The organism is Candidatus Kuenenbacteria bacterium HGW-Kuenenbacteria-1, from assembly GCA_002839745.1.
Classification (GTDB): Bacteria; Patescibacteriota; Patescibacteriia; order UBA2591; family PGYQ01; genus PGYQ01.
Window position 1 is genome coordinate 1 of sequence record PGYQ01000005.1, and the last position, 26570, is coordinate 26570.

The 26570-nt window shown below is 28.4% G+C and carries 22 protein-coding genes, 2 tRNA genes and 1 pseudogene; 21 read left to right on the forward strand and 4 right to left on the reverse strand.

What is annotated here, in order from left to right:
- From CVV26_01495 to CVV26_01565, 15 genes and pseudogenes are all read left to right on the forward strand, one after another.
- A partial coding sequence (locus CVV26_01495) for a hypothetical protein (GenBank protein PKL72424.1) occupies window positions 1-3897 on the forward strand: 3897 nt, incomplete at its 5' end.
- Between the two features lie 306 nt (window positions 3898-4203).
- The gene (locus CVV26_01500) at window positions 4204-4821 is read left to right on the forward strand and encodes a hypothetical protein (protein ID PKL72425.1); all 618 of its coding nucleotides are present in this window, start codon (window positions 4204-4206) and stop codon (window positions 4819-4821) included.
- 160 nt (window positions 4822-4981) lie between these two features.
- A complete protein-coding gene (locus CVV26_01505; protein ID PKL72426.1) occupies window positions 4982-6787 on the forward strand; it encodes a hypothetical protein in 1806 nt (601 codons plus the stop codon).
- Between the two features lie 28 nt (window positions 6788-6815).
- Entirely contained in the window at window positions 6816-8942 is a 2127-nt protein-coding gene (locus CVV26_01510) for a hypothetical protein (GenBank protein ID PKL72427.1), read from the forward strand.
- 124 nt (window positions 8943-9066) lie between these two features.
- Window positions 9067-9792: a YebC/PmpR family DNA-binding transcriptional regulator gene (locus CVV26_01515; GenBank protein PKL72428.1), complete on the forward strand. Its 726-nt coding sequence runs from the start codon at window positions 9067-9069 to the stop codon at window positions 9790-9792.
- A 33-nt stretch (window positions 9793-9825) separates the two neighbouring features.
- Window positions 9826-10305: a crossover junction endodeoxyribonuclease RuvC gene (locus CVV26_01520; protein ID PKL72429.1), complete on the forward strand. Its 480-nt coding sequence runs from the start codon at window positions 9826-9828 to the stop codon at window positions 10303-10305.
- Between the two features lie 58 nt (window positions 10306-10363).
- Entirely contained in the window at window positions 10364-11509 is a 1146-nt protein-coding gene (locus tag CVV26_01525; GenBank protein ID PKL72430.1) for a hypothetical protein, read from the forward strand.
- A gap of 37 nt (window positions 11510-11546) precedes the next feature.
- A complete protein-coding gene (locus tag CVV26_01530; protein PKL72431.1) occupies window positions 11547-12092 on the forward strand; it encodes a hypothetical protein in 546 nt (181 codons plus the stop codon).
- Window positions 12093-12158: 66 nt separating this feature from the next.
- Window positions 12159-13160, forward strand: a complete 1002-nt coding sequence (locus CVV26_01535) for a Holliday junction branch migration DNA helicase RuvB (GenBank protein ID PKL72432.1) — start codon at window positions 12159-12161, stop codon at window positions 13158-13160.
- An 86-nt stretch (window positions 13161-13246) separates the two neighbouring features.
- Window positions 13247-13477: a hypothetical protein gene (locus CVV26_01540; protein PKL72433.1), complete on the forward strand. Its 231-nt coding sequence runs from the start codon at window positions 13247-13249 to the stop codon at window positions 13475-13477.
- 50 nt (window positions 13478-13527) lie between these two features.
- Window positions 13528-13689, forward strand: a pseudogene (locus tag CVV26_01545) (hypothetical protein).
- 57 nt (window positions 13690-13746) lie between these two features.
- Window positions 13747-13968, forward strand: coding sequence for a hypothetical protein (locus CVV26_01550; protein PKL72434.1), 222 nt, complete (start codon window positions 13747-13749; stop codon window positions 13966-13968).
- Window positions 13969-13997: 29 nt separating this feature from the next.
- Window positions 13998-14306: a hypothetical protein gene (locus tag CVV26_01555; GenBank protein ID PKL72435.1), complete on the forward strand. Its 309-nt coding sequence runs from the start codon at window positions 13998-14000 to the stop codon at window positions 14304-14306.
- Between the two features lie 444 nt (window positions 14307-14750).
- A complete protein-coding gene (locus CVV26_01560; GenBank protein ID PKL72436.1) occupies window positions 14751-17519 on the forward strand; it encodes a DNA polymerase I in 2769 nt (922 codons plus the stop codon).
- A 32-nt stretch (window positions 17520-17551) separates the two neighbouring features.
- Complete coding sequence (locus CVV26_01565; GenBank protein ID PKL72437.1) at window positions 17552-18787, forward strand: DNA helicase UvrD; 1236 nt, start codon at window positions 17552-17554, stop codon at window positions 18785-18787.
- A gap of 341 nt (window positions 18788-19128) precedes the next feature.
- Here the strand turns inward: CVV26_01565 and atpH are convergent, their stop codons facing one another.
- The 3 genes from atpH to CVV26_01580 form a co-directional block, all read right to left on the reverse strand.
- Window positions 19129-19539, reverse strand: coding sequence for an ATP synthase F1 subunit delta (gene atpH / locus CVV26_01570; protein PKL72438.1), 411 nt, complete (start codon window positions 19537-19539; stop codon window positions 19129-19131).
- 20 nt (window positions 19540-19559) lie between these two features.
- Complete coding sequence (gene nusA / locus CVV26_01575; GenBank protein ID PKL72439.1) at window positions 19560-20693, reverse strand: transcription termination/antitermination protein NusA; 1134 nt, start codon at window positions 20691-20693, stop codon at window positions 19560-19562.
- 95 nt (window positions 20694-20788) lie between these two features.
- A complete protein-coding gene (locus CVV26_01580; protein PKL72440.1) occupies window positions 20789-21175 on the reverse strand; it encodes a YraN family protein in 387 nt (128 codons plus the stop codon).
- A 146-nt stretch (window positions 21176-21321) separates the two neighbouring features.
- Between CVV26_01580 and CVV26_01585 the strand changes: the two genes are divergently transcribed.
- Window positions 21322-21393, forward strand: a tRNA-Arg gene (locus tag CVV26_01585).
- A gap of 4 nt (window positions 21394-21397) precedes the next feature.
- On the opposite strand, the gene CVV26_01590 is transcribed toward CVV26_01585, so the two are convergent.
- Entirely contained in the window at window positions 21398-22162 is a 765-nt protein-coding gene (locus CVV26_01590; GenBank protein ID PKL72441.1) for a hypothetical protein, read from the reverse strand.
- Between the two features lie 191 nt (window positions 22163-22353).
- Here CVV26_01590 and CVV26_01595 point away from each other — a divergent pair, with 191 nt between their 5' ends.
- From CVV26_01595 to hisS, 5 genes are all read left to right on the forward strand, one after another.
- The gene (locus tag CVV26_01595; protein ID PKL72442.1) at window positions 22354-22776 is read left to right on the forward strand and encodes a hypothetical protein; all 423 of its coding nucleotides are present in this window, start codon (window positions 22354-22356) and stop codon (window positions 22774-22776) included.
- A 23-nt stretch (window positions 22777-22799) separates the two neighbouring features.
- Window positions 22800-23300 (forward strand): hypothetical protein, encoded by a 501-nt coding sequence (locus CVV26_01600; protein ID PKL72443.1) that lies wholly within the window; start codon window positions 22800-22802, stop codon window positions 23298-23300.
- Between the two features lie 244 nt (window positions 23301-23544).
- Window positions 23545-24966 (forward strand): hypothetical protein, encoded by a 1422-nt coding sequence (locus CVV26_01605; protein PKL72444.1) that lies wholly within the window; start codon window positions 23545-23547, stop codon window positions 24964-24966.
- A gap of 79 nt (window positions 24967-25045) precedes the next feature.
- Window positions 25046-25120, forward strand: a tRNA-His gene (locus CVV26_01610).
- Between the two features lie 56 nt (window positions 25121-25176).
- Window positions 25177-26463 (forward strand): histidine--tRNA ligase, encoded by a 1287-nt coding sequence (gene hisS, locus CVV26_01615; protein ID PKL72445.1) that lies wholly within the window; start codon window positions 25177-25179, stop codon window positions 26461-26463.
- The last annotated feature ends 107 nt before the right edge of the window (window positions 26464-26570 follow it).

Below are 26570 nucleotides of genomic sequence, written 5' to 3' on the forward strand. Positions count from 1 at the left end.
GCAGTTCAATTTAATAATTCTGGTGTTTTTGGAGGGGATAATGCAAATTTATTTTGGGATAATACAAATAAAAGATTAGGTATTGGAACAACAACTCCGCAACAAAAATTAGATGTTAAAGGTAATATTCAAGTTATTGGCGATATTTATGGGGGTGCATTTGGAGCAACAAGAGGAATTTGGCGATTTAATACAACATATCCTGATTATGGGATATTTTATACTGAAGCTACTCCAGACGTTATTTCTATTTCTCCTAATGGTGGAGGTGTAACTTCTCCAAGTATGGTTATATCTGGGGATAAAGTCGGAATTGGAACAACAGCCCCGGGAGCAAAGTTGCATATTTCACAAACATCCGGAACAGCTTTAAAATTTGACAATAGACAACTTATTACATTTAATCAAAATACTAACCCAGAAACTAAAGGGAATATTATAGGTGGGATGGGTTTTTATGGATTTGGTGTAGCTCATGCGCAATTTCATTATAGAGTAGGAAAAGGGTTTGAAATGTTGAACGTCAGTAATGATGCACCAAGTATTTCTCATGAATCTACAGTATTTGCGCCACTTTATCTTAGTAATTTATATACAACTGGCAATGTCGGGATAGGGACAACAACGCCGGGGGCGTATAAATTAAATGTGAATGGGGACACAAATATTACAGGTAAACTTAATGTCACAGACAAACTTACAGCTAAAACATATGAGGCATCAAATGTTTCAGCAAGTATATATTATGACAAAGATAATACAAATTATTATGTTGATCCAAAAGGAAATGAGATGACTTATTCTGCTTATTTTGGTAAAGGTATTTATTCTGATCCGGGGGCGTATAAATTAAATGTGAATGGTAGTCTTTTTACTTCAAATGGCATAGATCATTCTATGAAAACAGTTGATCAGCTTCAAAATAATACCACTTTGCAAGGAGGTATATATCAAAATAGTGGTGATGGCTTGAAAAATGCTGCGGGCACAGCAATTGCATTTGGTAATTGGTGGCATGTGATAAATATGCATCATCAACATAACAATGGTTATAATGCGCAAATAGCAGTTCCTCTTTCCGCGTATCCTAATGATATATTATTTAGAACATCTGGGGATAAAACATGGACAGAGTGGAGAAAAGTTCTTTCAGAAAACGTTTCAGGAAAGGTAGGCATTGGCACAACAACGCCGGGGGCGAAATTAGATATTTCAGGAGGGATAGCTAGAGAAAACGGTTACAATCTTGCTGAAGCAGCGACAAACAATCTTCTTGTTAATGGCGATTTTGAACAAGGTAGTACATATGGTTGGTCGGCTCTTGATTCTGTTGTCACGGGAGGATATTCCGGCAATTATGCAGCCCAAAGAACGGGATCGAGTACTGTTTTGAGCGATGATTATATACCCGTGGATCCGACCAAAGATGTATTTCAGCTGGAGGGTTATTTTAAAAAGACGGTTGCTGGCACTACTCCTGGCCGTTTGTATTTTGGCTACATAGCTTATAATGCTAGTAAATCTCCGATTAAGACCGCACCATGCGGGACTTATTGTTATTTTGCCACGTCTGGATATGTATTACCGGTAGATGATAATTGGCATAAATTTTCCGCTACGACAATTGGCGAAGGGACTAGTTATCCAAATTTCCCTATTGGTACGAAGTTTGTTCGAGTGCTTGTGTTGATAAACTATGGCGCATCGGTGGATGCGGTTACTCAGATGGACCATGTGACGCTAAAGAGAATTAACTTTGGTCCGCTTTTTGTGGGGAATAATTTCAACTCAACCAACCTCGCTGATCAGCACCAAACTACTAAACTCTACACGACAAATAGTAATAACTTTATAATAGAGCCACCTTCTTCAGGCAATGTAGGAATAGGGACAACAACGCCGGGGGCGTATAAATTAAATGTTTATGGAGCGTCAGGAACATACCCAATGCGAATAGGTAGCCCAGACGGTTATCTTGCGTTTGGTCCAGCCAATGCTGGTTGGAGTCATTTTGTTACTAATCGACCTCGTTTTTATTTTAATACAGGAGTTACTGTGGATTCAGGAAATATTGGAAGTTATAATGAAAATCTTAGTTTGCAAACAAGCGGAACCACGCAAATGACTATTTTAAATTCTAACGGCAACGTCGGTATTGGAACAACAGCCCCGGGTGCGTATAAATTAAATGTGAATGGGGATACAAATATTACAGGTAAACTTAATGTCACAGACAAACTTGTAGCTAAAACATATGAAGCGGAAAATGTTTCCGCAAGTATATATTATGACAAAGATAATACAAATTATTATGTTGATCCAAAAGGAAATGAGATGACTTATTCTGCTTATTTTGGTAAAGGTATTTATTCTGATTCAAGAAGATTAAAGGTTTATACAAACGATGTTGATAATGATGTAGGATTAGAGTCAATAATTGGAAGAACAAGTGGAACAAATTATGCTATTTTAGGTAAAGCGTATGGTAGCGGAGCGGACAATAACATAGGTGGTTTATTTTCAGCTAAAGACGCGACAGCAAATTATGGTTTAAGAATTTGGAATGTAGCAGATACTTCAACTAATTATGCTTTATACTCTGATAGTCCTGCTAAATCTTATTTTCAAGGTAATGTCGGAATAGGAACAGCGACACCGGCATATAAGCTTGATCTTGTTGGTTCTTTTGGCGGGTCGTCTCAGAGTGTTACTAAGTTTATTGAACAGGGTCGCAATGTTACGCCGTGGGATCAAACCTTTGAAGAAAACATTACTGGCTGGGGCGTCATCAACAATTCATCTGTCGCGCGATCTTCTTCTACTCAAGCATATGAAGGCGATTTTTCCCTTCGGATTAAAAGAAATTCTTTAACAGGCAGCGGCGGATCTTCTTATGCCTTAGGAATTTCACTAAAGCCTGGTAGGGTCTATACTCTTTCTGGATATTACAAAATGGTTAATGGCACGAGCACCGCCATGATAAAGTTAAATTCAAATGCGTCAAATTCTTGGACGAATGGTACTGCTTTTACTAATAAAGCATTAGTTAATGCTTCAGGTTGGACGTTTTTTTCAAGTAGTATTACTGCCGCTACTATTACCACTGGCAATAATTATATTTGGCTTGCTTATAATATGGCTACTGTTGATCAAGAGATATATTTTGATAACTTGGTTTTTTCAGAGGGCTCGCTTCCAAGGACTGAATTAAGTAATATGCGGACATCTATTAGTGGCTTATCAACTAATTTTATTGGCAATGTAGGAATAGGGACAACAGATCCGGGGGCGTATAAATTAAATGTGAATGGGGACACAAATATTACAGGTAAACTTAATGTCACAGGTACATTTACAGCAGGGACATTTGTGGCTACAAATACAAAAGATTGTAATTCTGACACAACTTGTAATGTAAATAATTTAAATGTTGCGAAGGGTGGGGATATTACCGGCGTTGACAAATTAACTGTCGCAACCATTGATCCTCTTTATGAAATCAAAGGGAAAAAATACGCGACTTATGTTTCTGCGATTGTTGGTGGAGTAAATGAAGAATACATCGGCAAAGCCGAACTCAAAACTCAATCCGCCAGCTGGCGGACAAAACTCAAAACATATGAATATATAATTGATTTTAGCAAAGAAAAAGAAGGGACTGATTTATGGGTTTGGCGTAAGGCGATTGATTTTTCAAAAGACAATGTAAATGCGCTTGTTACACCTTATGGAATGTCGGCGAATATTTATTATTTAATTGAAGGAGAAAAGTTAATTTTTCGTAGCGACAAGCCAGCTGAGTTTTCTTTTCGTTTAATTGGAAAACGATTTGATTGGAAACAATGGCCAACATTTGCCAAGGATCAAAATGAAAAAGCAGGACTGATTATTAAGTAGAAAGTTTAAAGTTAAAAGTGTAAAATTAAAGTTAAAAATTCAAAGTTTATGGACAATCAAAAATATAAACAAATTCTTATTAATAGAGCGTATAAATTTTCTTTAGAAATAATGAAATTTATTGATTCATTTAATAAAAGAACTTTTTCTTTAATTTTGTCGCTTAAAGGGAAAAAATAACTTTTAATTTTAAACTTTAACTTTTAATTTTAAATTTTGAACTTTTAATTTTTAATGCCATTTAGGCAATCAGATTAGATTGGATAAAATCCATTCTTATAAATCTGATATTTTAATTTTACATTTATGAAATTTGACAAAAAATCAATCATTGATATTGTGATAATGATTTTAATTGCCATTGTCGCGATATTTTTTATGTGGAATGTTTTAGTAAAAGATTCAGATAAACAAACTAAAACAAAAAAATCAGTTGGTCAAAATGAAACTTTTAATAAGCCAGAAGAAATTCAAAAAGAAATTCAAAAGGCTATGCCTGGCGTTAGCCCTGTGGCAGAAGGAGGGCAAGTTGTTACTCTTGAGGGCAAACCAGTAAAACTTGATGTTACCCCAGGAGATTTAGATGCTCCACAACAATCAAATCCAATTACTAATTTAAAACAAATTCCTTCTCAGGCAATTAAACTTATTGTAACAGAAAAAGGATTACAACCATCAAGCTTTGAAGTTAAGGCTGGGCAAGTCGTAAATTTTGTTATAACCTCAGGTGATTCTAATGCACATATGTTTAAATTTAAAGATTCTTCACTTTCAGCTGTAGTAATAGGTCTTTCTAAAAAAGAAACTCGGGCCATTGTTTTTAATGCACCAGAAAAAGTTGGAGAATATGAATTTTTTTGCGACGTTCCGGGTCATGATAAAAATGTAGAAAAAGGAAAGATGATAGTTCGTCCTATTAAATAAATTTTCAATGATCAAAATACTAAATCTATATGATGCCATCGTAATATAATGATATTAAAATTTAAAAGATATTTTTATGGGGAAATTTTTCTTTTTTTAGATGAAATAACTTATTTGATTTAGAAAAATTGAATCATTAAATCATAAAGGTTTTTATTATATGGGGAAAAAATCGCCAAAGAAAAATTTAGATATTCAATTTTATATTTCTCGCATCTTAATAATTTTAATAATATTTTTTGCGATATTTTTTAAAACAGAAATTATTAATTGGATTATAGAAAAAAAAATTCCAATAAAAGAAAACAATGAAACGCTAGAAAATCAAAATAAAAATATCAAAAATCAAAATATAGAGATTGAATCTCAGGAGAAAAAAAAGAAAATTAATTTAATTTTGAAAAGTCCGTATCCGATGGCCATCAAAGACGGACCTCTAAGAAAGGTTGAACCTCGGGGAAATTCTGTAGTAAAGACCCCAGTTAATATAGAAATACAAAAACCTGAAAAACCTAAAATACTTGAAATGCCTAAAATTTCTCAGCCTGAAATTTCTAAGTATGGAAATCTTTCGCGAGGCAGTTTTACTGATTTATTTTCTGGCACTGGCTGGAAAAATTCTCAAACCTCAACGGTTTATCAAGATTTTAAAACAACAACAATTTCTTTTTCTCCCGCATATCAATGGGAAGAAATTTATAAAAGCGCACCATTAAATTTTACAAAAGAAAATCAAATTATTAAAAGTAACAGAAAAGAAGCAGTTTGTGTTATCAAACAAGGCGAGATTATTGCTTTTCAAAATGAAAAACAGCCATTATTTTACACAATCGAAGAAATTAAAAAAGCAAAGGTAGATAATGTTCCTTTGCTTGATTATGATAAATATAGCAAAAAATGGATTGCAGTTTTTGTGGTAGATAAAAAACTTTTTGTTTATAGTTTTACAGTTGAAAAAGGCGAAATTATTTTGGCGCATTCTTTTGCAAATTCATTTATTGATTCAGAAGTAGATTTAAATTTGGCTTGTGTGAAAGGAAAATGTTTAATTACTAATGGAAAAAAATTGTGGAAATTTGATACGCAAACATTAAAAATTTCTCTTATTGAATTTAAAATCAGTCAATCATCATTGTTGTCAATTGGTAAAACTGATGACCTATGGCTTTTGGGCGTCGTTGAAAAAGATGAAAAAAAATATAAAGGAAATATTTATCAATTTACTAATAATCATTGGCAGATAATTTTTAGAAATCAAAATTCTTTTTTTTCTTCTGAATATTTTGGGAATATTTTTTTTGGATATAATCCAAATAAGCAAGAAATATTAGCAGTTTACGGGGCATACGAAGGGCAGGCATATCAATTTTCAATAAATAATCAATCTTTTATACAGAATTTTTCTCAATTTTTCCCAATTCGAGTAATGGATGGCGAGATGAAACCAGAAATTTTTTATCAAGACGGCGCTTGGTGGATTGGCTCTTCGTCAAAAAGTTCTTCGCCAAAATTTTTACGGCTTTTAAGTGGCATTGGAAATGATTTTACGCCCGTGTTATTAGAAAATGTTTTATCATTTCAATTGGTTCCAGGTTTTAAAGAGCATCAAATTTATGGCATTGCTTTTGATAACGCTTTTTTTTATATTTATCGTTTTACTGATTTGGGATTTCAAAAAAAAGATAAGGTTATTTGGGAGTCTCTAAAAATTAATTCTAAGAACAATAAAATTATGCAAGGATCTTTGGTAGAAAAGGAAGACGGAGAAGAGGAAGGCAAAATTCAATATTTTCTTACCAACAATGGAGGCAAAAATTGGACTAAAGCAGAGTTGGGCAAAATGATAAAATTTAAAACCATTGGCAGTGATTTTCGTTGGAAGGTTGAATTTTTGCCATCTATTGATTCTTTTTCTAGCCCGTGGGCAACCAGAGTAATGGTGGATTATTATCAAGTCAGAGATTAAAATTTATAATTTATAATTTAAAATTTTTATGTTGTGGGTAAATTTTTTACATTTTTATCAGCCTTTTAATCAAATGCCGGATATTTTGGAGCGAATTGTTAATGAAAGTTATCGGAAAATTATTCAAGGATTAAAAGAAAATCCTAAGGCCAAAATGACAATAAATATCAATGGCAGTCTAACTGAGCTATTGGTAAAATATGATTATTTGGATGTAATAAACGATCTTAAACAATTGGCTCAAAAAGGGCAAATTGAATTTACTGGTAGTGCAAAATTTCATCCATTTTTGCCATTGCTTCCAGAAATAGAAATTGAAAGGCAAATTAAATTAAACACAGAAACCAATGAAAAATATTTTGGGGAAATTTATAATCCCAAAGGTTTTTTTATTCCCGAATTGGCATATAGTCTTAAAGTGGCTCAAGTAGCCAAAAAATTAAATTTTGAATGGGTGATTGCTGAACAATTAGCTTGTCCAATCGAAAAATCAGAAATAGAATTTAATAAAATTTATCAAATTAAAGAATTAAATAATTTTAAAATTTTATTTAGAGATAAAAGAATAAGCATTTTAATTTTATCAGCCATTGTTCGTTCGGCGCAATCTCTTTTAGAAGAATTGGGAGATGAAATTAAAAAAGAGCGTTATCTTTTAACAGTGATGGATGCAGAAACATTTGGTCATCATCGACCCGGATTAGAAAAATTTTTATTTGAAATTTATCAAAATAAAACTTTTGAAAAAGTTTTTGTTTCTGATTTAATAAAAAAATTTGGCGTCAAAGAAGAATTAGAACCACGAGAAAGCACTTGGTCTTCAGAAGAACAGGATTTTTGGTTAGATCGAGAAAAAGGAATTATTCAAAGCAATCCATTTATTTTATGGAGTCATCCAGAAAATCCAATTCATCAATTGCAATGGGAATTTACTTATTGGGTAATTAATTTTGTAAATACATTAAACATTAAAGAGTCTTGGTATTCTGAAATTCGAAATAAATTAGACATGGCCATTGCTTCTGATCAATATTGGTGGGCATCGGCTCAGCCATGGTGGAGCTTGGAAATGATTGAACAAGGCGTTTTTGCTTTACGCGATGTTATTTATTCTATTCCAGAAATTTCTCAAGCAGATAAAAATAAGGCCAATGAATTTTATCAAAAGATTTTAGCAATCGCATTTGAATGGCAACGGTCAGGTAAAATTAGAGGCGCTTATAAAAAAGCGCACAAAACAATTCAAAGAAAACCATTTAAAGAAGAAGTGCCAGATGATTGGTATAATTTAATAATTTTAGAATTTGAAGATGAAATGGAAAAAGCGATTAAAAAACAAGAATTTGAAAAAGCAATTAAATGGCGTGATGCAATTTACAAATTAAAAGCGGGCGTTGATATTTATGATGTCTTGCATATTGTTGATGATTTACGAATAATTAGAACCTTGCCTAGTTTAAAGTCTTTTTACGAACATTCTGTAGATGAATTTTCAAATTTTGTTAAAGAACATTTTAAAGATTTTGAAGAAGAAAAATTTAAACAAAAACAGCCAGAAAAAATATTTGAAGAAATTAAAGCAGTATTCTATCAAAAAAAAGAATTTTTAGAAAAGCAAAAATTTGGCCAAATGAAACATCCATTAGGTTTGGATTGGGATTTAGAAAAAAATATTTATCTTTGCGATATGCCGGGCGAAAAAATAAAATTTTTTTTAAACAAAGGCTGGGATAGCGTGAGTCAAATAAAAATAAACATAAAAGAAAATTATAAAGAAAATGAACAATGTTTATATAAAAGAGAAAAAGATCAATTAGAAATTCAATTAGATTCAGAAAGTATTTTGAATAAATTTTATCAATTTTTAAAACAAGAGGATATTTTAAAAGGAAAAAATATGCATTTGGCTGTAATGTCAGAAAGTTTTGGTTGGGCGCCAGTATTATTTAAACAAAAAAATGATAAATTTTTAGCCAAATTGCCATATTTAGAAACAGCGGATGGGATGGATTTTAAATTTAGAATTTCTGGATTTAATTTTAAAAATCCAAAAATAACAAGATTTGATTTTAAAATATTAAGAAGATTTTTTATTTTTGCTTTAGGAAAATTAGATTGGTTGATTAAAAAAATTATTTGGATGATAAGAGGATAAAAGAGACAAATTTTGTAAATTTCTAATTTCTAATTTCTAATTTCTAATTTATAAATAAGAAAATTTTTAACTTAAAACTTTTAATTTTGACTTTTAACTTTTGACTTTTGACTTTTAACTTATTATGTCTGGGCATTCTAAATGGGCGACAACTAAACGGCAAAAGGGAATAACCGATCAAAAACGGGGAGTTATTTTTACCAAACTTGGAAATATAATTTCCATTGCTTCTCGAGAAGGAGGAGGAGATCCTGAGAAAAATTTTAAATTACGTTTGGTAATAGAAAAAGCTAAACAAGCCAATATGCCCAAAGAAAATATTGAACGGGCTATTAAAAAGGGCACAGGAGAATTGGGTGGAGCAAAAATTGAAGAAATAATTTATGAAGCATTTGGACCAGATGGAGTAGGATTGATTATTGAAACCTTAACAGATAATAAAAATCGAACAGTTTCTAATATTAAAAGTATTTTAAATAAACATGGAGGGAGTTTAAGTGGAGTAAATAGTGTACTATGGATGTTTAAAAAATATGGAGTTATTAGAATAAATAAATTAGAAATTCTAAATTTAGAAGAATTTGAATTAAAATTAATTGATTTGAAAGTTGAAGACGTAGAAGAAGAGGAAGAAGAATTGGTTATTTATATTAAATTAGAGGAATTTCAAAAAATTAAAGAAGAATTAGAAAAACAAAAAATTAAAATAGATTATGCTGAGCTAGAATGGGTGAGTAAAGAAAAAATTAGTTCAATAGCTGATGAAAAAGAAACAAAAGAAAAAATAAAAAAAATATTAGAAGAATTAGACGATGATTTAGATGTAAATAATGTTTTTTGCCAATTTTAAATTACAATTTTCTAAAAACTAAAAGTTATTTTTATGATTATTCTTGGTATTGATCCCGGTTTGGCCATTACTGGTTATGGGATTATAAATGAAGACAAAAAACTGGAAATAAAATTAATTACTTATGGTTGTATAAATACAAATTCAAAACTTTCAACAATCGAGCGTTTAGAAAAAATTCATTTAGAGTTAAAAAAAATTGTAAAAAAATATAAACCTGATAAAATTGCCGTGGAAGAATTATTTTTTGCCAAAAACGTGAAAACAGCTTTAAAAGTAGGAGAAGCAAGAGGAGTTATTTTATTAACTATTAGACAAAAGAAAGTTCCTTTTTTTGAATTTACTCCCCTTCAAGTTAAGCAAGCAGTTGCAAGCTATGGTCGCGCTTCAAAACAGCAAGTTCAAAAAATGGTTAAAGCGATATTAAATTTAGAAAAAGTTCCAAAATCTGATGATGCAGCCGATGCTTTAGCCATAGCTATTACTTGCGCTCAAACAAAAGTTAGGTTTTAGAAATTAGAATAATTAAGTTGATTTTATAAAATTTGTCTGATAAATTTTTGTTTATTTTATGTTTAATTTTTTTTCTTTTCAGCCAGCTTTTGGATTAGATATTAGTGATTTATCATTAAAATTAATTCAATTAAAAAAAAATAAAAATCAGATAGAATTGCGCGCTTTTAATGAAGTTTTTATTCCAGAAGGGTATATTATTTCAGGTGTAATTAAAAAACCCAAAGAGGTTATTGAATTAATTCAAAAAACAATTAAAACTTCTTTAGGAAACAAAATATTAACATCTGATGTGGTGGTTTCTTTGCCTGAAACAAAAACTTTTATTAAATTAATAGAAATTCCTTTAGTGGAAAATAAAAAAATTAAAGAAACTATTGAACAAGAAATTTGTCAGCATATTCCTTTGGTTAAAGAAGATATGTATTTTGATTGGCAAATTATTAAAAAAATAACCAAAGACAATGAACAAAAAATGCAAGTTTTAATTGGTGCGACAGTCAAAAATATAGTTGATTCTTATGAAAATGTTTTAAAAAAAGCTGGGCTGAATCCAAAAATATTTGAAATAGAGGCCTGTGCGATAGCCCGCAATTTAATTGAAAAAGAAGATAATAATTCTCGGCTTATTTTAGATTTAGGAGCTAGTCGTAGCTCTTTAATTGTTTATAATTATGGAACAATTCAATTTTCTATTTCAATGCCTTTTTCTGGCGAAAAATTGACTCAGGAAATTGTTTCTAAATTAGAAATAACATTTGAACAGGCAGAGAAAGCGAAAAAAATATGTGGATGTGATGAGGAAAAATGTCAAGGTATTTTAAAAGAAATACTTTTGGAATATATTTTTAGATTATCAGAAGAAATAAAAAAAGCTTTAATTTTTCATAAAACATATTTTTCTTTTAATGGAACTTTTAAAGAAATTATTTTATGTGGAGGTGGAGCAAATTTAGTTGGGCTAGATGTTTATTTAGCAACTCAATTAGGAATAGAAGTTAAAAAAGAGATGCCATGGATTTTTAAATCGCAATGTATTTCTAATAATAAAAAAACAACATTTAAATTATGGATAAGAAATTTTTTCTTTCAATCTATATTTTTTAAAAAAACAAAAACCTGTCCATTTTCTGAAGATAAATTTGCTTCTCATGCTACAGTTTTAGGGCTGGCTTTAAGAGGAATTATAGACTTAGAAGCATAAAAAACAGAAATTTTAAATTAAATCTAAAACCTATTTTATGGATATAATTCTTAATTTAATCTCTCCAAAAATAAAAAAAGAATTAAAAATAAAACAAATTTATCAAATTATTAGAACTTTTTTATTAATTCTTTTTTTAATGACTATTTTTACAGCTATAATTTTAATTATTACAGAATTTTTTTTACAATCTTTTTTTGTTAAAATAGCAAGTGAAAGAGTTTCTATTTTAAAAAATAATCAGCAAAATTTTAATAAAAAAATTAAAACAATAAATCAGGGTTTTAATGAAATAAGTGATATTCAAAATGAATTTATTCCTTGGTCAAAAATATTAATTTATTTTACCCAAATTATTCCTTCTGATATAAAAATTTATTCTTTTAAAAATATTAATAATTCTACTGATATAAAAATTGTTGCTATAGCTAAAAATAGAGAAGCATTATTAAAATTTCAAGAAGATTTTAAAAAGAAACAACCAATTTTTACTCAAATTAAATTTCCTTTTTTTAATTTAGCATCAAAGAAAGATATTAATTTTCAGTTTGAAGCTACATTAGATAAAAGCCAAATAAAATAATAAAAATTAAAAAGCACGTGATTTAATCACTAAATTTTCTAAAAACTAATACTAAAACTTATTTTTATGTCTGATCGTATTATTGCTTCAAAAGAAAAACCAGAGGATAAAAATTTAGATTTAACTTTACGGCCTACAAAATTAGATGAATATATTGGGCAAGAAAAAATAAAGCAAAATTTAAAAATTTTTATTAAAGCAGCAAAAAAAAGATCTGAACCAATTGAGCATGTTCTTTTATATGGTCCGCCTGGTTTAGGCAAAACAACATTGGCTCATATTATTGCTCATGAAACAGGCGGAAATATTAGAGTTACTTCTGGCCCAACTCTTGAACGAGCAGGAGATTTAGCGGCTATTTTAACAAATCTTCAAAATAACGATATTCTTTTTATTGATGAAATTCATCGTTTAAATAAAGTAATTGAAGAAATTCTTTATCCAGCAATGGAAGATTATGCTTTGGATATTATTATTGGAAAAGGTCCTTCAGCTAAAACCTTAAGATTAGATTTACCGCATTTTACAATTATTGGCGCGACTACAAAAATTAGTCTTCTTTCCGCGCCACTAAGAGATCGTTTTGGAGCAATTTATCGATTAAATTTTTATGAAGATTTTGAAATTGAAAAAATTATTAATCGTTCTGCAAAAATTTTATCTATTGAATTAGAAAAAGAAGCCTGTCAAGAAATAGCCAAAAGAGCTAGAAAAACGCCTCGTATTGCCAATCGATTTTTAAAAAGAGTTCGTGATTATGCTCAAGTTAAGGATGAAAAAATTATCAAACAAAATTTAGCTCAAGAAGCGCTGGCAATGTTGGAGGTAGATCATTTAGGTTTAGATCAAATTGATCGTCAAATTTTAAAAGTAATTATTGAAAAATTTAACGGAGGGCCGGTGGGATTAAATACAATTGCCGCGGCCATTTCCGAAGAAATGGCAACAATTGAAGATGTTTATGAACCATTTTTAATGCAGTTGGGTTTTTTATCACGCACTTCTCGTGGTCGCATAACCACTGATTTAGCTTATCAGCATTTGACAAATCGTAAAAAACATGTATAATAAAAATAATTTTTTAATAAAATAAATCAAAATTAAAAATATGGAAAAAAGAAAACTTTTAAATTATTTAATTATTATAGAGCCAGATGTTGAAAAAGGAACAAATAAATTTTGTTATTCGATTTTTTTGTCCTGTTTTAGGATTGGCAGACAATGGAGATACAACTGAAGAAGCAATTTCTAATATGGAAAAATTAATAAAATTTCATTTAGAGTGTTTAGCTGAAGAAGGCGAATTGATTCCGATTGAAAGACCAGAAAAGGGGTTGATGAGGACAATTCAAGTTTTTTGTCCTAAGTTAGCTGGGATTAGATAAAATTTTATGATTCAAAGTTTTCAAATTTTACCTAAGGATTTAGTGAATGCTTTAATAAATTAAGACAAAAGGGCAGTCATTTAAGACTAAAACATCTTGATAATAGAAAAGTAACCATCGTTTTACATAACAAACCTTTAGCTAAAGGAACTTTATCGGCAATTTTATGTCAAGCGCAAATTTCTAAAAAAGAATTAGAAAAACTATTCTAAATTTAGGAACATTAAAATCAAAAAAACAAGAAATTTTATTTATTAATTAAAAATATTATGATAAGAGAATTTGAAGGAGGAGTAGACTTTACAGATTTACACCAAGAGGGATTAGAAAAAACAGTAGAAAATTACGAAGAAGTTTTAAAGAGTCTTCCATTAGATGTTCTAAAAAAGCTAGAGGGTAGTTTATCAGAAAAATTTCAAGAACTTCAAAAGGTATCAAAAGAGACAACAGACATGCTAAAATTGTTTTATTCTAGAGAAAAAAAGAAATAAAAATTATCCTAATTTTTAAAAAGGAGAAAATGTCACAAGCATTAGAAAATTTAAAACAAATAATCATTCAAACGAATGTTTCAGAAGAAGACAAGAATGACATTCTTGTTTTTTTGCCTATCTTTCCAAAAGAAGTAATAGAAACCTTAACAGAATATTTTTTAAAAGAACCAAAATTAATAATAGAGTTTAATAAAAATTTTAAAAGCAAACTTAAAGTTTTAACTGGAATGAATGATGATGAATTTGATAAAGCGATTAGAAAAGAAGAGCCAGAAGAATTTTTAGAAGAAAGCGAGACAGAAGAAGAAAATTTAGAAGAAGACGAGGAAGAATAAATTATAAATTATAAATTAATTTTCAGATCGTTTCTATTTAATTTTATTTTTATTTTATTGTATCGGAAAGTGAATGATTATTCTCTTTCTGTCATTCCTGTGACAACGGGAATCCAGGTTTCATAAGTTAATTAAATCTGGATCCCCGCGTTCGCGAGGATGACAGTCTCCTCTGGATTCCCTTTGGAGTCTGCTTTTGAGTTTCATCAAGGGTGGGAATGACAACATTCCGAATGTAAAATTTGTTTTACAAATTTTGCCTATTTTATTCAAAATTTATAATTTATAATTTAAAATTTCTAAAAGAGTTTGTAATAAAGCTCTTTTTTTGTTATAATAGAGTTAAGTAATTAGTAACAAGTAATCCATAACAAGTAAACCGATAAAAATATAAAATGTTTTGAATTTTAATTTTCATTTTACTTATTACAGGTTACTCATTTTATGAAATTTATCATCATTGACGGAAATGCTTTATTACATCGTGCTTGGCATGCTATACCGCCATTATACACAAAAAAAGGAGAACTCATTAATGTTGTCTATGGATTCACAATGATTTTTTTAAAAGTTTTAAAAGATCTAAAACCCACTCATTTTGTCGTCACTTTTGATAAAAAGGCGCCTACTTTTAGACATGAAATTTTTGAAAAATATAAAGCTCAACGAGTAAAACAATCTGATGAATTTTATAATCAAATTCCTCGAGTAAAAGAATTATTAGAAGCATTTAATATTCCTATTTTTGAAAAAGACGGATATGAAGCAGATGATTTAATTGGAACAATTACAAATCAATTAGTAATACTTAATCCATTAATAGAAATAATTATTATTTCTGGCGATTTAGATCTTTTACAATTAGTTAATAAAAACATCAAGGTTTGTACTCTTAAAAAAGGGATTACAGAAACAATAATTTATGACGACAAAGCAGTACAAGAACGTTATGGTTTAGCGCCAAAACAAATGATTGATTTTAAAGCCTTGCGTGGAGATCCATCAGATAATATTATTGGAGCAAAGGGTATTGGTGAAAAAATAGCCTCTGATTTATTAAAAGCATTCGGCACTTTGGAAAAAATTTATGAAAAAGCACCTGAAGCAACTAATGATCAAATTAAAGAGAGAATAAAAAAAATACTTTTAGAAAATAAGGATGAGGCGTTTTTAAGCAAAAAATTGGTGACTATTTTAAAAGACGCGCCAATACAAATTGAATTAGAAAAATGTGGATTAGAAGGTTTTGATCAAAAAAAAATTATTGATTTATTCCAAGAATTAGAATTTAAATCATTGTTATCTAAAATTCCAGAAATCATTAAAATACAAGAACAAGAAAATAAATTTGTAGGGGCGCACCCTTGTGTATGCCCAGAAAACATAAATCAATGTTTGGAGGTTCAACCTTTAAACGCTTATAAATTAATTGATACTAAAGAGGAGTTTGAAAAATTTTTAAAAGAATTAGAAAAACAAAAAGCGTTTTGTTTAGACACAGAAACAACAAGTTTAAATCCTTTTAAAGCGAAATTATTAGGTATTAGTTTTTGTTGGAAAAAAAGAGAAGCATACTATATAAAAGTTCAAAGTTCAAAGTTCAAAGTTCAAAGTTTAAGAAATATTTTAGAAGATATAAAAATAAAAAAGTATGGGCATAATATTAAATTTGATATGGCGATTTTAAAAGAGCAAGGAATTAATTTACAAGGAACAGATTTTGATACCATGATTGCTTCTTATTTATTAAATCCGGGTACACGAGCGCATAGTTTAGATAATGTGGTTTTTACAGAATTAGGCCATCAGATGATTTCTTTTGAAAAATTGGTTGGTTTTAAAATTCCAAAAAATATTGATGAAAAAAAATTAGAACAAATAATGGAATTAATTTCAGTTCAAAAAATGGCTGAATATTCTTGCGAAGACGCGGATTATACTTTTCAATTGGTTGAAAAATTAACGTCGCAATTGAAAGAAAAAAATCTTTGGGAACTGTTTCAAAAAATAGAAATGCCATTAGTTCCTGTTTTAACGCAAATAGAAAGAAATGGAATAAAAATTGATGTAAAAATTTTAGAAAAATTAACCGAACAATTAGTAATTTATGAGAAACAATTGACAGAAAAAATTTATAAAATAGCTGAAGAAAAATTTAATATTAATTCTCCGCTTCAATTAAAAAAAATTTTATTTGAAAAGTTAAAAATCTCTGTTAATGGAATTAAAAAAATAAAAACAGGAATTTCTACTGCGGCCTCGGAATTAGAAAAAATGAAAGGTAGTCATTTAATTATTGATTCAATTTTAGAATATCGCGAAATTTCTAAATTAAAATCAACCTATTCAGAAGCCTTGCCAAAATTGGTTAATTTAAAAACTCAAAGAATTCACACTAGCTTTAATCAAACAATTACTGCCACTGGTCGTTTATCTTCTTCTAATCCAAATTTACAAAATATTCCAAACAAGGGAAAATTTAGCAAAGAAATTAGAACGGCTTTTATTGCTGAAAAAGGATATAAATTAATTGCCGCCGATTATTCTCAAATAGAATTGCGTGTTATTGCTTCTTTGGCTAATGACGAAAAAATGATTCAGGCCTTTAACAATAAAGAAGATATTCATATTAGAACAGCGGCTGAAATTAATGAATGTAAATTAAATGAAGTGAGCCCAGAAATGCGACAGCAAGCCAAGGCAATTAATTTTGGAATTATTTATGGAATGGGTGCTTATGGATTAGCTCAAAGAACAGACATTTCTCAAAATAGAGCCAAAGAATTTATTGAAAAATATTTTGAAATTCATAAAGGTATTAAAAATTATTTAGAAGAAATTAAAAAAATGGCAAAAGAAAATGGATACACAGAAACTTTGTTTGGGCGTCGTCGATATTTACCAGAAATAAATTCAAAAATGTTTCAGATTAAAAATGCTGCTGAACGAATGGCTGTAAATATGCCCATTCAAGGGACAGCTGCGGATTTAATAAAAATAGCGATGATTAGAATAAACAATAAAGCAAAAATTCTTTTACAAGTGCACGATGAATTAGTTTTTGAAGTAAAAGATAATTTAGTTAAAGAAACTGTGAAATTAATTAAACAAGAAATGGAAAATTTTCCAGAAACAAAAAAATTCAAAGTTCCAATTAAGGTAAAGATTAAGGTAGGTGATAATTGGGGAGAGATGAAAGAAGTTAAAAGTTAAAAGTTCAAAGTCAAGGTTAAAAATTTTATTTTATGAACTACATTGCTGATTTTCATTTACATTCAAAATATTCTCGAGCGACGAGCCAGTTAATGGATTTAGAACATTTTAATCAATGGGCGAAAATTAAGGGAATTGATATTTTAAGTGTCACAGATTTTACGCATCCAATATGGTTCAATGAACTGAAAAAAAAATTAGAACCTTCAGAAAATGAAGGGCTTTTTACAATTAAAAAATCTTTTTTAAATAATCAGCCCAGTGTGAAATTTATTTTTACTACAGAGATTAGTTGTATTTATACAAAAAATAATAGAGGTCGCAGAATTCATATTTTAATTTTTGCTCCAAATTTACAAATAGCGGAAAAAATTAATAAAAAACTTTCTTTAAAAGGAAATTTAAAATCAGACGGGCGACCAATTTTAGGATTGGACGCAAAAGAGTTAGCAAAAATAATTTTGGATATTTCGGAGGATTGTTTAATTGTTCCGGCTCATGTATGGACACCGTGGTTTTCAATTTTTGGTTCTAAGTTTGGGTTTGATTCTATTGAAGAATGTTTTGAAGAATTAACCCCGTATATTTATTCAATTGAAACTGGTCTTTGTTCAGATCCAGCAATGAATCATCGGCTTTCCGCTTTGGATAAAATTACTTTGCTTTCAAATTCAGATGCGCATTCGTTGCAAAATTTGGGTCGCGAAGCCAATATTTTTGAATTAAAAACTTTGAATTATCAAGAAATCATAAAAGCTATTCGTCAAACAAAAAATTCAAAGAGTTCGTTATTGCAAACAATTGAATTTTTTCCAGAGCAAGGCAAATATTATTTTGATGGACATCGCAAATGCCAAATAAATTTTTCTCCAAAACAAACAAAAAAATATCACGCAAGTTGCCCTAAATGTAAAAAACCTTTAAATAAAGGTGTTTTGTATCGCGTTGAAGAATTAGCTGATCGTTCTATTAATAAAGTTGATTTTAAAAAATTTAATCTTTATAAAAAAATAATTCCACTTCAAGAAATTATTGCCAATATTTTTAAACAAGGAAAGAATTCTAAAAAAGTTGAGAAAGAATATTTTAATTTAATTAAACAAGGAGGAAATGAATTTAATGTTCTTTTAAATTTAAGTTATAAGGAGTTAAAAAAAATCACCTCAAATGAAATTGTTGAAATGATAAAAAATATGCGTGAAGAAAAAATAATTTTTGATCCGGGTTATGATGGCGTTTATGGGAAAATAATTTCTAAAAAATTTTAAATTAAAGAAATTGCTTTTAAAAAAATAAAACTTTCCTTATAAGGAAAGTTTTATTTTTTTAAAAGCAATTTATAAAAATTATTTTTTACCTCTTTTAACTGGAGTTTTTGCTTTTGCTTTAACTGGAGTTTTTGCTTTTGCTTTTGCTTTAACTGGAGTTTTTGCTTTTGCTTTAACTGGAGTTTTTACTTTTGTTTTTGTTTTTGTTACTGCCATTTGTCCACCCCCTTCCATTTGTATTAAGTTAAATTTTAAAATAAAAATTTTTTATATTTTTTTTATTTTAAATTAATTATATAATTTTTATTTTAAATAACAAGCAAAATTGTTGATAACTTTAACTAAATTAATTTTTCTTTTAAAATTTTTAACTGTTTTTTTATGCTCCCATCTATTATTGAATCTCCAATTTTTAAAATCATTCCGCCGATTAAATTTTTATCAATTTCTTCTTTTATTTTAACTTCTTTTATTTTTTTATTTATTAATTGTAAGTCGTGTGTAGTTATCCAGTTAATTAATTTATTTTTTTGTTCTTCTTCTAATGGTTTTATTTTTTTAATTAAGACATCAATTATGCCTTGTTCTTTTTTCCAATATTTTTCAAATTCTAAAATAATTTTATTTTTTAATTTTAAGTCATTATTTTTTTTTAAAACTTTTACAAAATTAAAAATTTTTTGATCAATTTCTTTTTCATTTTTTAAAGATTCATATAATGCAATCACGTATTGTTTTAAAGTAGGAGACATAAAATAATAAGCAAAAATTTTTAATTTATCCTTTCTTCTTCTTCTTCTTTATTCTCTTTTGCTTCTTCTTTTTGGGCAATAATATCAATTTTCCAGCCAGTTAGTTTAGCGGCTAATCTTACATTTTGTCCGTCTTTACCAATCGCCAAAGATAATTGATCTTCTCTTACCATAACACAGGCTTTTTCATTTTTTTTATCTATCTCTGTTTTTATAACTTTAGCTGGAGATAAGGCATTGGAAATAAATTTAGAAATATTTTCACTGTATTCAATAATATCAATTTTTTCACCATTTAATTCAGAAATAATTGTTTGAATTCTTGTTCCTTTTTGCCCAATACAAGAACCCACTGGATCAATATTTTTTTCTTTAGTAAAAACAGCTATTTTTGAACGAGCTCCAGCTTCACGAGCAATCGCTTTAATTTCTACTACATCATTTGATATCTCTGGAATTTCCAAATAGAATAATTGTTTAAGTAATTCTTTATGAGTTCGAGAAACGATAATTTTAGGTCCCTTGGTTTCTTTTTCAATATTTAAAACAAAAACTTTTAATCGTTGTCCGGCATTATATTTTTCAAAAGGAATTTGTTCTTCAACAGGCAATAAACCAATAGTGCGTCCCAAATCAATTATTACATTTCTTCCTTCAAAACGTTGAATAATTCCATTAAGCACTTTTCCTTCTTTGTCTTTAAATTCTTCATATAAAGATTCTCTTTCCATTTCTCTTAAATTTTGAACAATTACTTGTTTGGCTGTTTGCGCGGCTATTCGACCAAAATCGTGAGAAATTTCTAATTCTGTTTTGATTTCATCGTTAATTTTAATATTCTTTTTTATTTTTTTTGCTTCTTCTAAATAAATATCTGTTTTTGGGTTAAATTTTTTCTTTTTAAATTCTTCTTCTGATTTTTCTATTTCTTTTGTTTCTTCTTCGGGTTGATAATTAACAACTGTTTTAATATCAAAAATTTTAATATTTCCAGTTTCAACATCAAATTTGGCTTTGATATTTTGTCCAATTTGTCCAAAATCTTTTCTAAAAGCGGCAGCCAAAGATAGCTCAATCGCTTCTATAACTTTTTCAGCAGAAATATTTTTTTCATCGCAAATTTGTTTTATAGCAATTAAAATTGGTGAAGACATAGAAAGTTAAAAGTTAAAAGTTAAAAGTTGAAAGTTAGTATAAAAAAATTCGTAGTTAACTGAATAGCTTATTTATATGGATTATGATTTTTACATTAAAATGCGGATTTAATGTGCTTAATAATAGCTTTTTTAGTGGATTGATCCATCTCAATACTGATTACATCAAAACGATAATTTTCGGAAAATATTTTTTCTTTTATTAAATAATTTTGAGCGGTTTTAAATATTTTATTTTGTTTTCGGGAATCTATTGCTTCTTCAGGATAACCAAAATTTTGATTTGTTCTTGTTTTAACTTCAACAAAAACAATTTGATCTTTTTCTTTTACAATTAAATCTATTTCTCCCGCGCGGTTGGTGTAGTTTTGTTTTATAATTTTATAACCCTGCTTTTTTAAATATTGTTTAGCTATTTTTTCCCCTAAATCTCCTATTTTTCTTTTCAAAGTAATATTTTTCTTTTTAAGAAAAAATTCCATAATTTTATTATAAACCAAAAATCAAAATAAAAAAATTTAACTTTTATAAGAATAGCATAAAATTTTTTAAAAAGCTAATTTTTTTTTCTTGCTAGTTTTGATAATTTATAATAACATTAATTTATAATTCAAAATTTCTTTGGTGCGCCCTTGTAGTTCAACGGATAGAACGAAAGACTCCTAAGCTTTAAATAGAGGTTCGATTCCTCTCAAGGGCATTAATTAAAAAGATCTTTCTTTGCCAACAATAATTTTAAATTTATTAGGAATAATTTTAATAAAAGCGGGAGATAAAATAATTTTTGGATTATAGTCAATTTGTAAAAATATTTCTTTATTGGAATTAATTTTTATTTTTTTTACAAGAACAAAACTATCTATTTTATTTTCTTTTTTAAATAATTTTAATACGAATTTTGGAATAAATTTAAAAATTTTAGTACATGAAATTGCTATTTCTAAAAAACCATCTTGAGGATTAATTTTTTTTTGAAAATTTAAAAAACTTAAATTATAAATATAAAAAGGTTGGTTTGTTTTAAAATAAAGATGATATTGATCATCGCATTCAACATTGTTTACATTAAAAATTTCTAATTGAGAAAGAAAATAATATTCATTTATTTTTCCTAAATCTATTTTTTTAATAATTCGATTAGCTAAAACATTACAAGCTGTTTCAAATGGTGGAATTCCTAAAACACGAGCAATTTTACTGGAGGATGTTATTGGAATAAAGCCGAAACAAATATCAAAATTTTCTAAACAATTAATTGTTTGATTAATTATTTGATCATCCCCACAAATAACAATTGTTTCAGCTCCTTGTTTTATTATTTCGTTAATAACTCCTTTAAGTTTTTTAAAAGCAGACAATTTAATAATTTTTCCTTTAAGGCCTAAATCAATTAATTTGTTTTCAATTTTAGTTAAAACCTTATTGTATTGCGGATGATTTAAATAAGAATCGTAAATATAATAATACATAAATTAAAAAATTAAAATTTATATTTTATTAATTTTATTCTCTTGGTAAATTTTGTCAAACAGAAATTTTGTTTTAGTTATCCACTAAAAAAAATTGATTTTTTCTAAAATTTAAGCGATAATAATTTTAACTTTTAACTTTTAACTTTTAACTTTTAACTTTTAATCTAACTACGAAAGGGGGTGGAATAATGTTGAAAACAAAAACCAAAAAAACAAACAAAATATTATTCAGTCTTTTTTTTATTGTATTTTGTGCTTCTTTAGTTATCCCAATAGCAATTAATACTCAATTTGCCAATGCTGCGACCTTAACCACAAATGAACTTTTATCTAATGATGTTATGGGTAAATCTGGATTGCCAATGAGCACTGATTTAAAAGGCACAATAATGAGAGTTGTTAATGTTGTTTTAGGATTTTTAGGGGTTATTGCGGTTATAATAATTATTATTGGAGGGTTTAAATATATGACCGGTGGTGGCAGTGAAGAAAAATCTACTGAGGCGAGACAGTTTATTATTGCTGGTATTATTGGCTTAGCCATTGTTTTGTCTGCTTATGCAATCGCAAATTTTGTTATTAAGGAATCGCTTACAGCAATGAATCAATAATTTATAAATTAATAAATAAAATTATGATATTAAATTTAATTAATCAAAAAAAGGTAAAGAAAATTGTTTTTTTAGGATTATTTTTTTGTTTTCTTGTTATACCTATAATTACCTTCATTCCTGTTGAAAAAAATAATAATCTAATTTCTATAGCAACCGTTAGCGCAGCAACAGGAGCCACTGCCGAATCTTCTTTGGACGGATTAAATAAGGTAGTTAATGGTACTGAACTTAAGACAGGAACAACTGACTTAAAGGGATTAATACTTAGTGTTGTTAAGGTTGTTTTAGGATTTTTAGGAATTGTAGCAGTTATTATGATAATTATTGGAGGATTTATATGGATGACTGCTGGAGGCAATGAAGAAAAAAGCAAAAAAGCAAAAGAGTTTTTGGTTAATGCAGTGATTGGTTTGATTATTGTTTTAGTTGCTTATACGATTATTTCTTGGGTTATTACTACATTACAAGGTAATACTGTTTTAAATTCTGTTACTCCTGCTACTACTCCTGCTGCTAAGTAGGTGGTCGGGTTTGTTTAGACACTAAAATTTGAAAAATGAGATGGAATTTTAAATTAAAAAATAAAAAACAGAGACGTGATAAAATATCGCGTCTCTGTTTTTTTTCTTAAAAATATTATATAATATAAAACATTAAAATAGAATAATTTTTTTTGAACTTTAAACTTTTAACTTTATTAAGTCCGCCAGCTGGCGGATCCGCTCCTCCGATGGCCATGAGTCGGTTGGGATGACAGAAATTCAAATGTCAAAATTCAAAATTACAACCAAAAATTTTAAAATATTTAATTTATTTACAATCACTATTTTTATTTTAGTTAGCGTTTTTTTTATTTCAAATCAAGCTCAAGCGGATGGGCATAATGTTCATGGGCACGCTTGGTCGGAAAATATTGGATGGATTAGTTTTAATTGTGATGATCATGGAACTTGCGGAACAATAGATTACGGAGTAGATATTGACACAGATACAGGAAAATTTTCTGGTTGGGCTTGGTCGGAAAACATTGGCTGGATTAATTTTAATAATTCAACGCATTCTTTAATTAATTATCCAAAAGTTGAAGGATATCTTGAACAAGAAGCGACATTAAATACGAGTAAAACCTGTGACAAAAAAGATAGAATTGTTAATGGCTGGGCCCAAGTAGAAAATACCAAAGCATGGATTAAAATGAGCGGAACAAATTATCAAGTACAAAGAGACGGGCAAACAGAAAATTTAACAGGTTGGGCTTGGTCAGAAGATTTTGGTTGGATTAGTTTTAAAGGTAGTAATTATAAAGTGTCTACTTTTATTTCTGATTATGAACCTGGAGCTGAAAATCCAAGCACTTCTGAGTTTAAAGAAAATTGTATTTGGAATGGGTTTAGGCCTCAAATAAAATTATATTGGGATTTTGTGCCTTGCAAGAACGATGATTCTCAAACAGGTTATCAAATTCAAATTGCGGATAATATTGATTTTAATAATCCAATAATAGACATAACAAAAACAGACGCAAATGGATTTTATTTTGTAGAAGGTAATGAAAATAAACTTGAATATGGAATAACAACAGAAAAATCTTATTATTGGCAAGTGAAAGTTCAAAGCAATAACAAGACTTGGTCAAAGTATTTATATGGAGGAGAATTTAAAACCCCTAAACATCCTTACCCTGAAGCAGTGGAATTTGAATGTTCAAAAGATAACACAAACTATGTGCCATGCAAGACTTTAAAGGTTAATGCGGGAGATACAATTTCTTTTAAAATTTCTGATAAATCTTTTATGAAAGACAATTATTATTTAGAGACTTGCGGAGGATTATTACCTTTAATGCCGGAAGGCGATCTTAAAGATATTTGTAAAGATCTTTATATAGAAAAGAGGGTTTGGGAATTTGGAAGTAAGTGCAAAAAACCCGAAGACTGTAATATAAATGATGAAACTTGTAATAAAAATGAAATTTGCGAAAAAACAATAACAATAAACAATAAAGAAGAGATGAAAGGGAAAGAAGTAATTAGTCGAAAATATGATAAAATTGAAAATTTATCAGAAAATTTGAGTTTAAATATTACAGATAATAATAAATATAGTTGTGATGTAAAAACTAAGTTTGAAAGAAACAAAGTAAATTTTCCTTTGCCAATTTGGAAAGAAGTAATTCCAAAAAATTAAAGAAATTTTAGATTTTAGATTTAATGAATTTAATTTTAAATTTAAAATTCTATATTCAAAATTTCTTTAATTTTTTTTGACGGACGTAGCTCAATGGTAGAGCGCTAGGTTGTGGTCCTGGTGGTTGCCGGTTCGAATCCGGTCGTCCGTCCCATAAAAGTTAAAAGTTAAAAGTTGAAAGTTGAAAGTTGAAAGTTGAAAGTTAAAATTATGTTTAAACAGGATATTTTACAATTAGCAAAGGGGGTCAGGGATTTTTTGCCAAAAGAAAAAATTGCCAGAGAAAAAATTATTGATACTTTAAAAAATGTTTTTGAAATTTTTGGCTATTCTCCAATAGAAACTCCCATTTTTGAGAGATTTTCTTTATTTTCTTTTAAACACATTCAAGGAGAGGAAGCAGATATTTTAAAAGAATCTTTTACATTTCAAGATAATGGCAAGCGAAAATTAATTTTAAGAACAGAACTTACCATTCCTTTTGCTCGTTTTATTGGTATGAATCAAAATTTGAAAATGCCTTTTAAGCGTTATCAAATTGGGCAAATTTTTAGAGATGGGCCGATTAAATTGGGGCGATATAGAGAGTTTTGGCAATGTGATGTTGATGTTGTTGGAATAAAAAATGAAATAATTGATGCGGAAATTATTGAGTTGGCATTAAATGTATTTAAAAAATTAAATTTAGATATTGAAATAAAAATTAATAATAGGAAAATACTTAATGCTATTTTGGATCAAATTAAAATTCCAGAAACAATACAAGATCAGATTATTATTTCTATTGATAAATTAGATAAAATTGGCAAAAAAAGTGTGATAAAAGAATTAGAAAAAAAGGGATTATTAATTCAAGATATTAATAAAATTTTAGAATTAATTAATATTGACGGGAAAAATAACCAGGAAAAAATAGATCATTTAAAAAAAATATTAATTAATCAAGAGGGTTTGTTGGAAATAGAAAAAACCTTGTCTTATTTGGACGACACAAGCGATGTGATTTTTTTGCCCAGCTTGGCTCGTGGGTTGGCATATTATACGGGAAATGTTTTTGAAATATTTTTAAAAGACAAAAGTAAAATTAGTGGATCTTTGGCTGCTGGTGGGAGATATGATAAAATGATTGGTAAATTTTTGAATTCAGAAAAAGAAATTCCAGCTATTGGAATTTCTTTTGGTTTGGAACCTATTTTTGACGCTTTGAAAATTTTTCAAAAAATAAATAAAAAAACAGTGGTGGAAATATTGTTTGTTCCAATTGGCGAACAAAATATTCAACCAGGATTAAAAATTATAAAAGAATTAAGAGCCAAAGGATATAAGGTAGATGTGGATTATTTATTTAGATCACCCAGCAAAGCTTTACAATATGCCAATGATATGAATATAGAAAAGGTGTTGTTATTTGGAGATGTAGAAAGAGAGAAAAACGAAGTTTGTTTAAAAAATATGCAAACAGGAAAACAAGAAAACGTAAAGATTTCTAATTTATAAACTTAATATTTGGAATACGGATTTCTAAACATTGAAAAAATAATATGCAAGAAAAATTTAAAAATAATTTGAAAAAAATTTGGAAAATAGTTTGGAAAATAATTCAA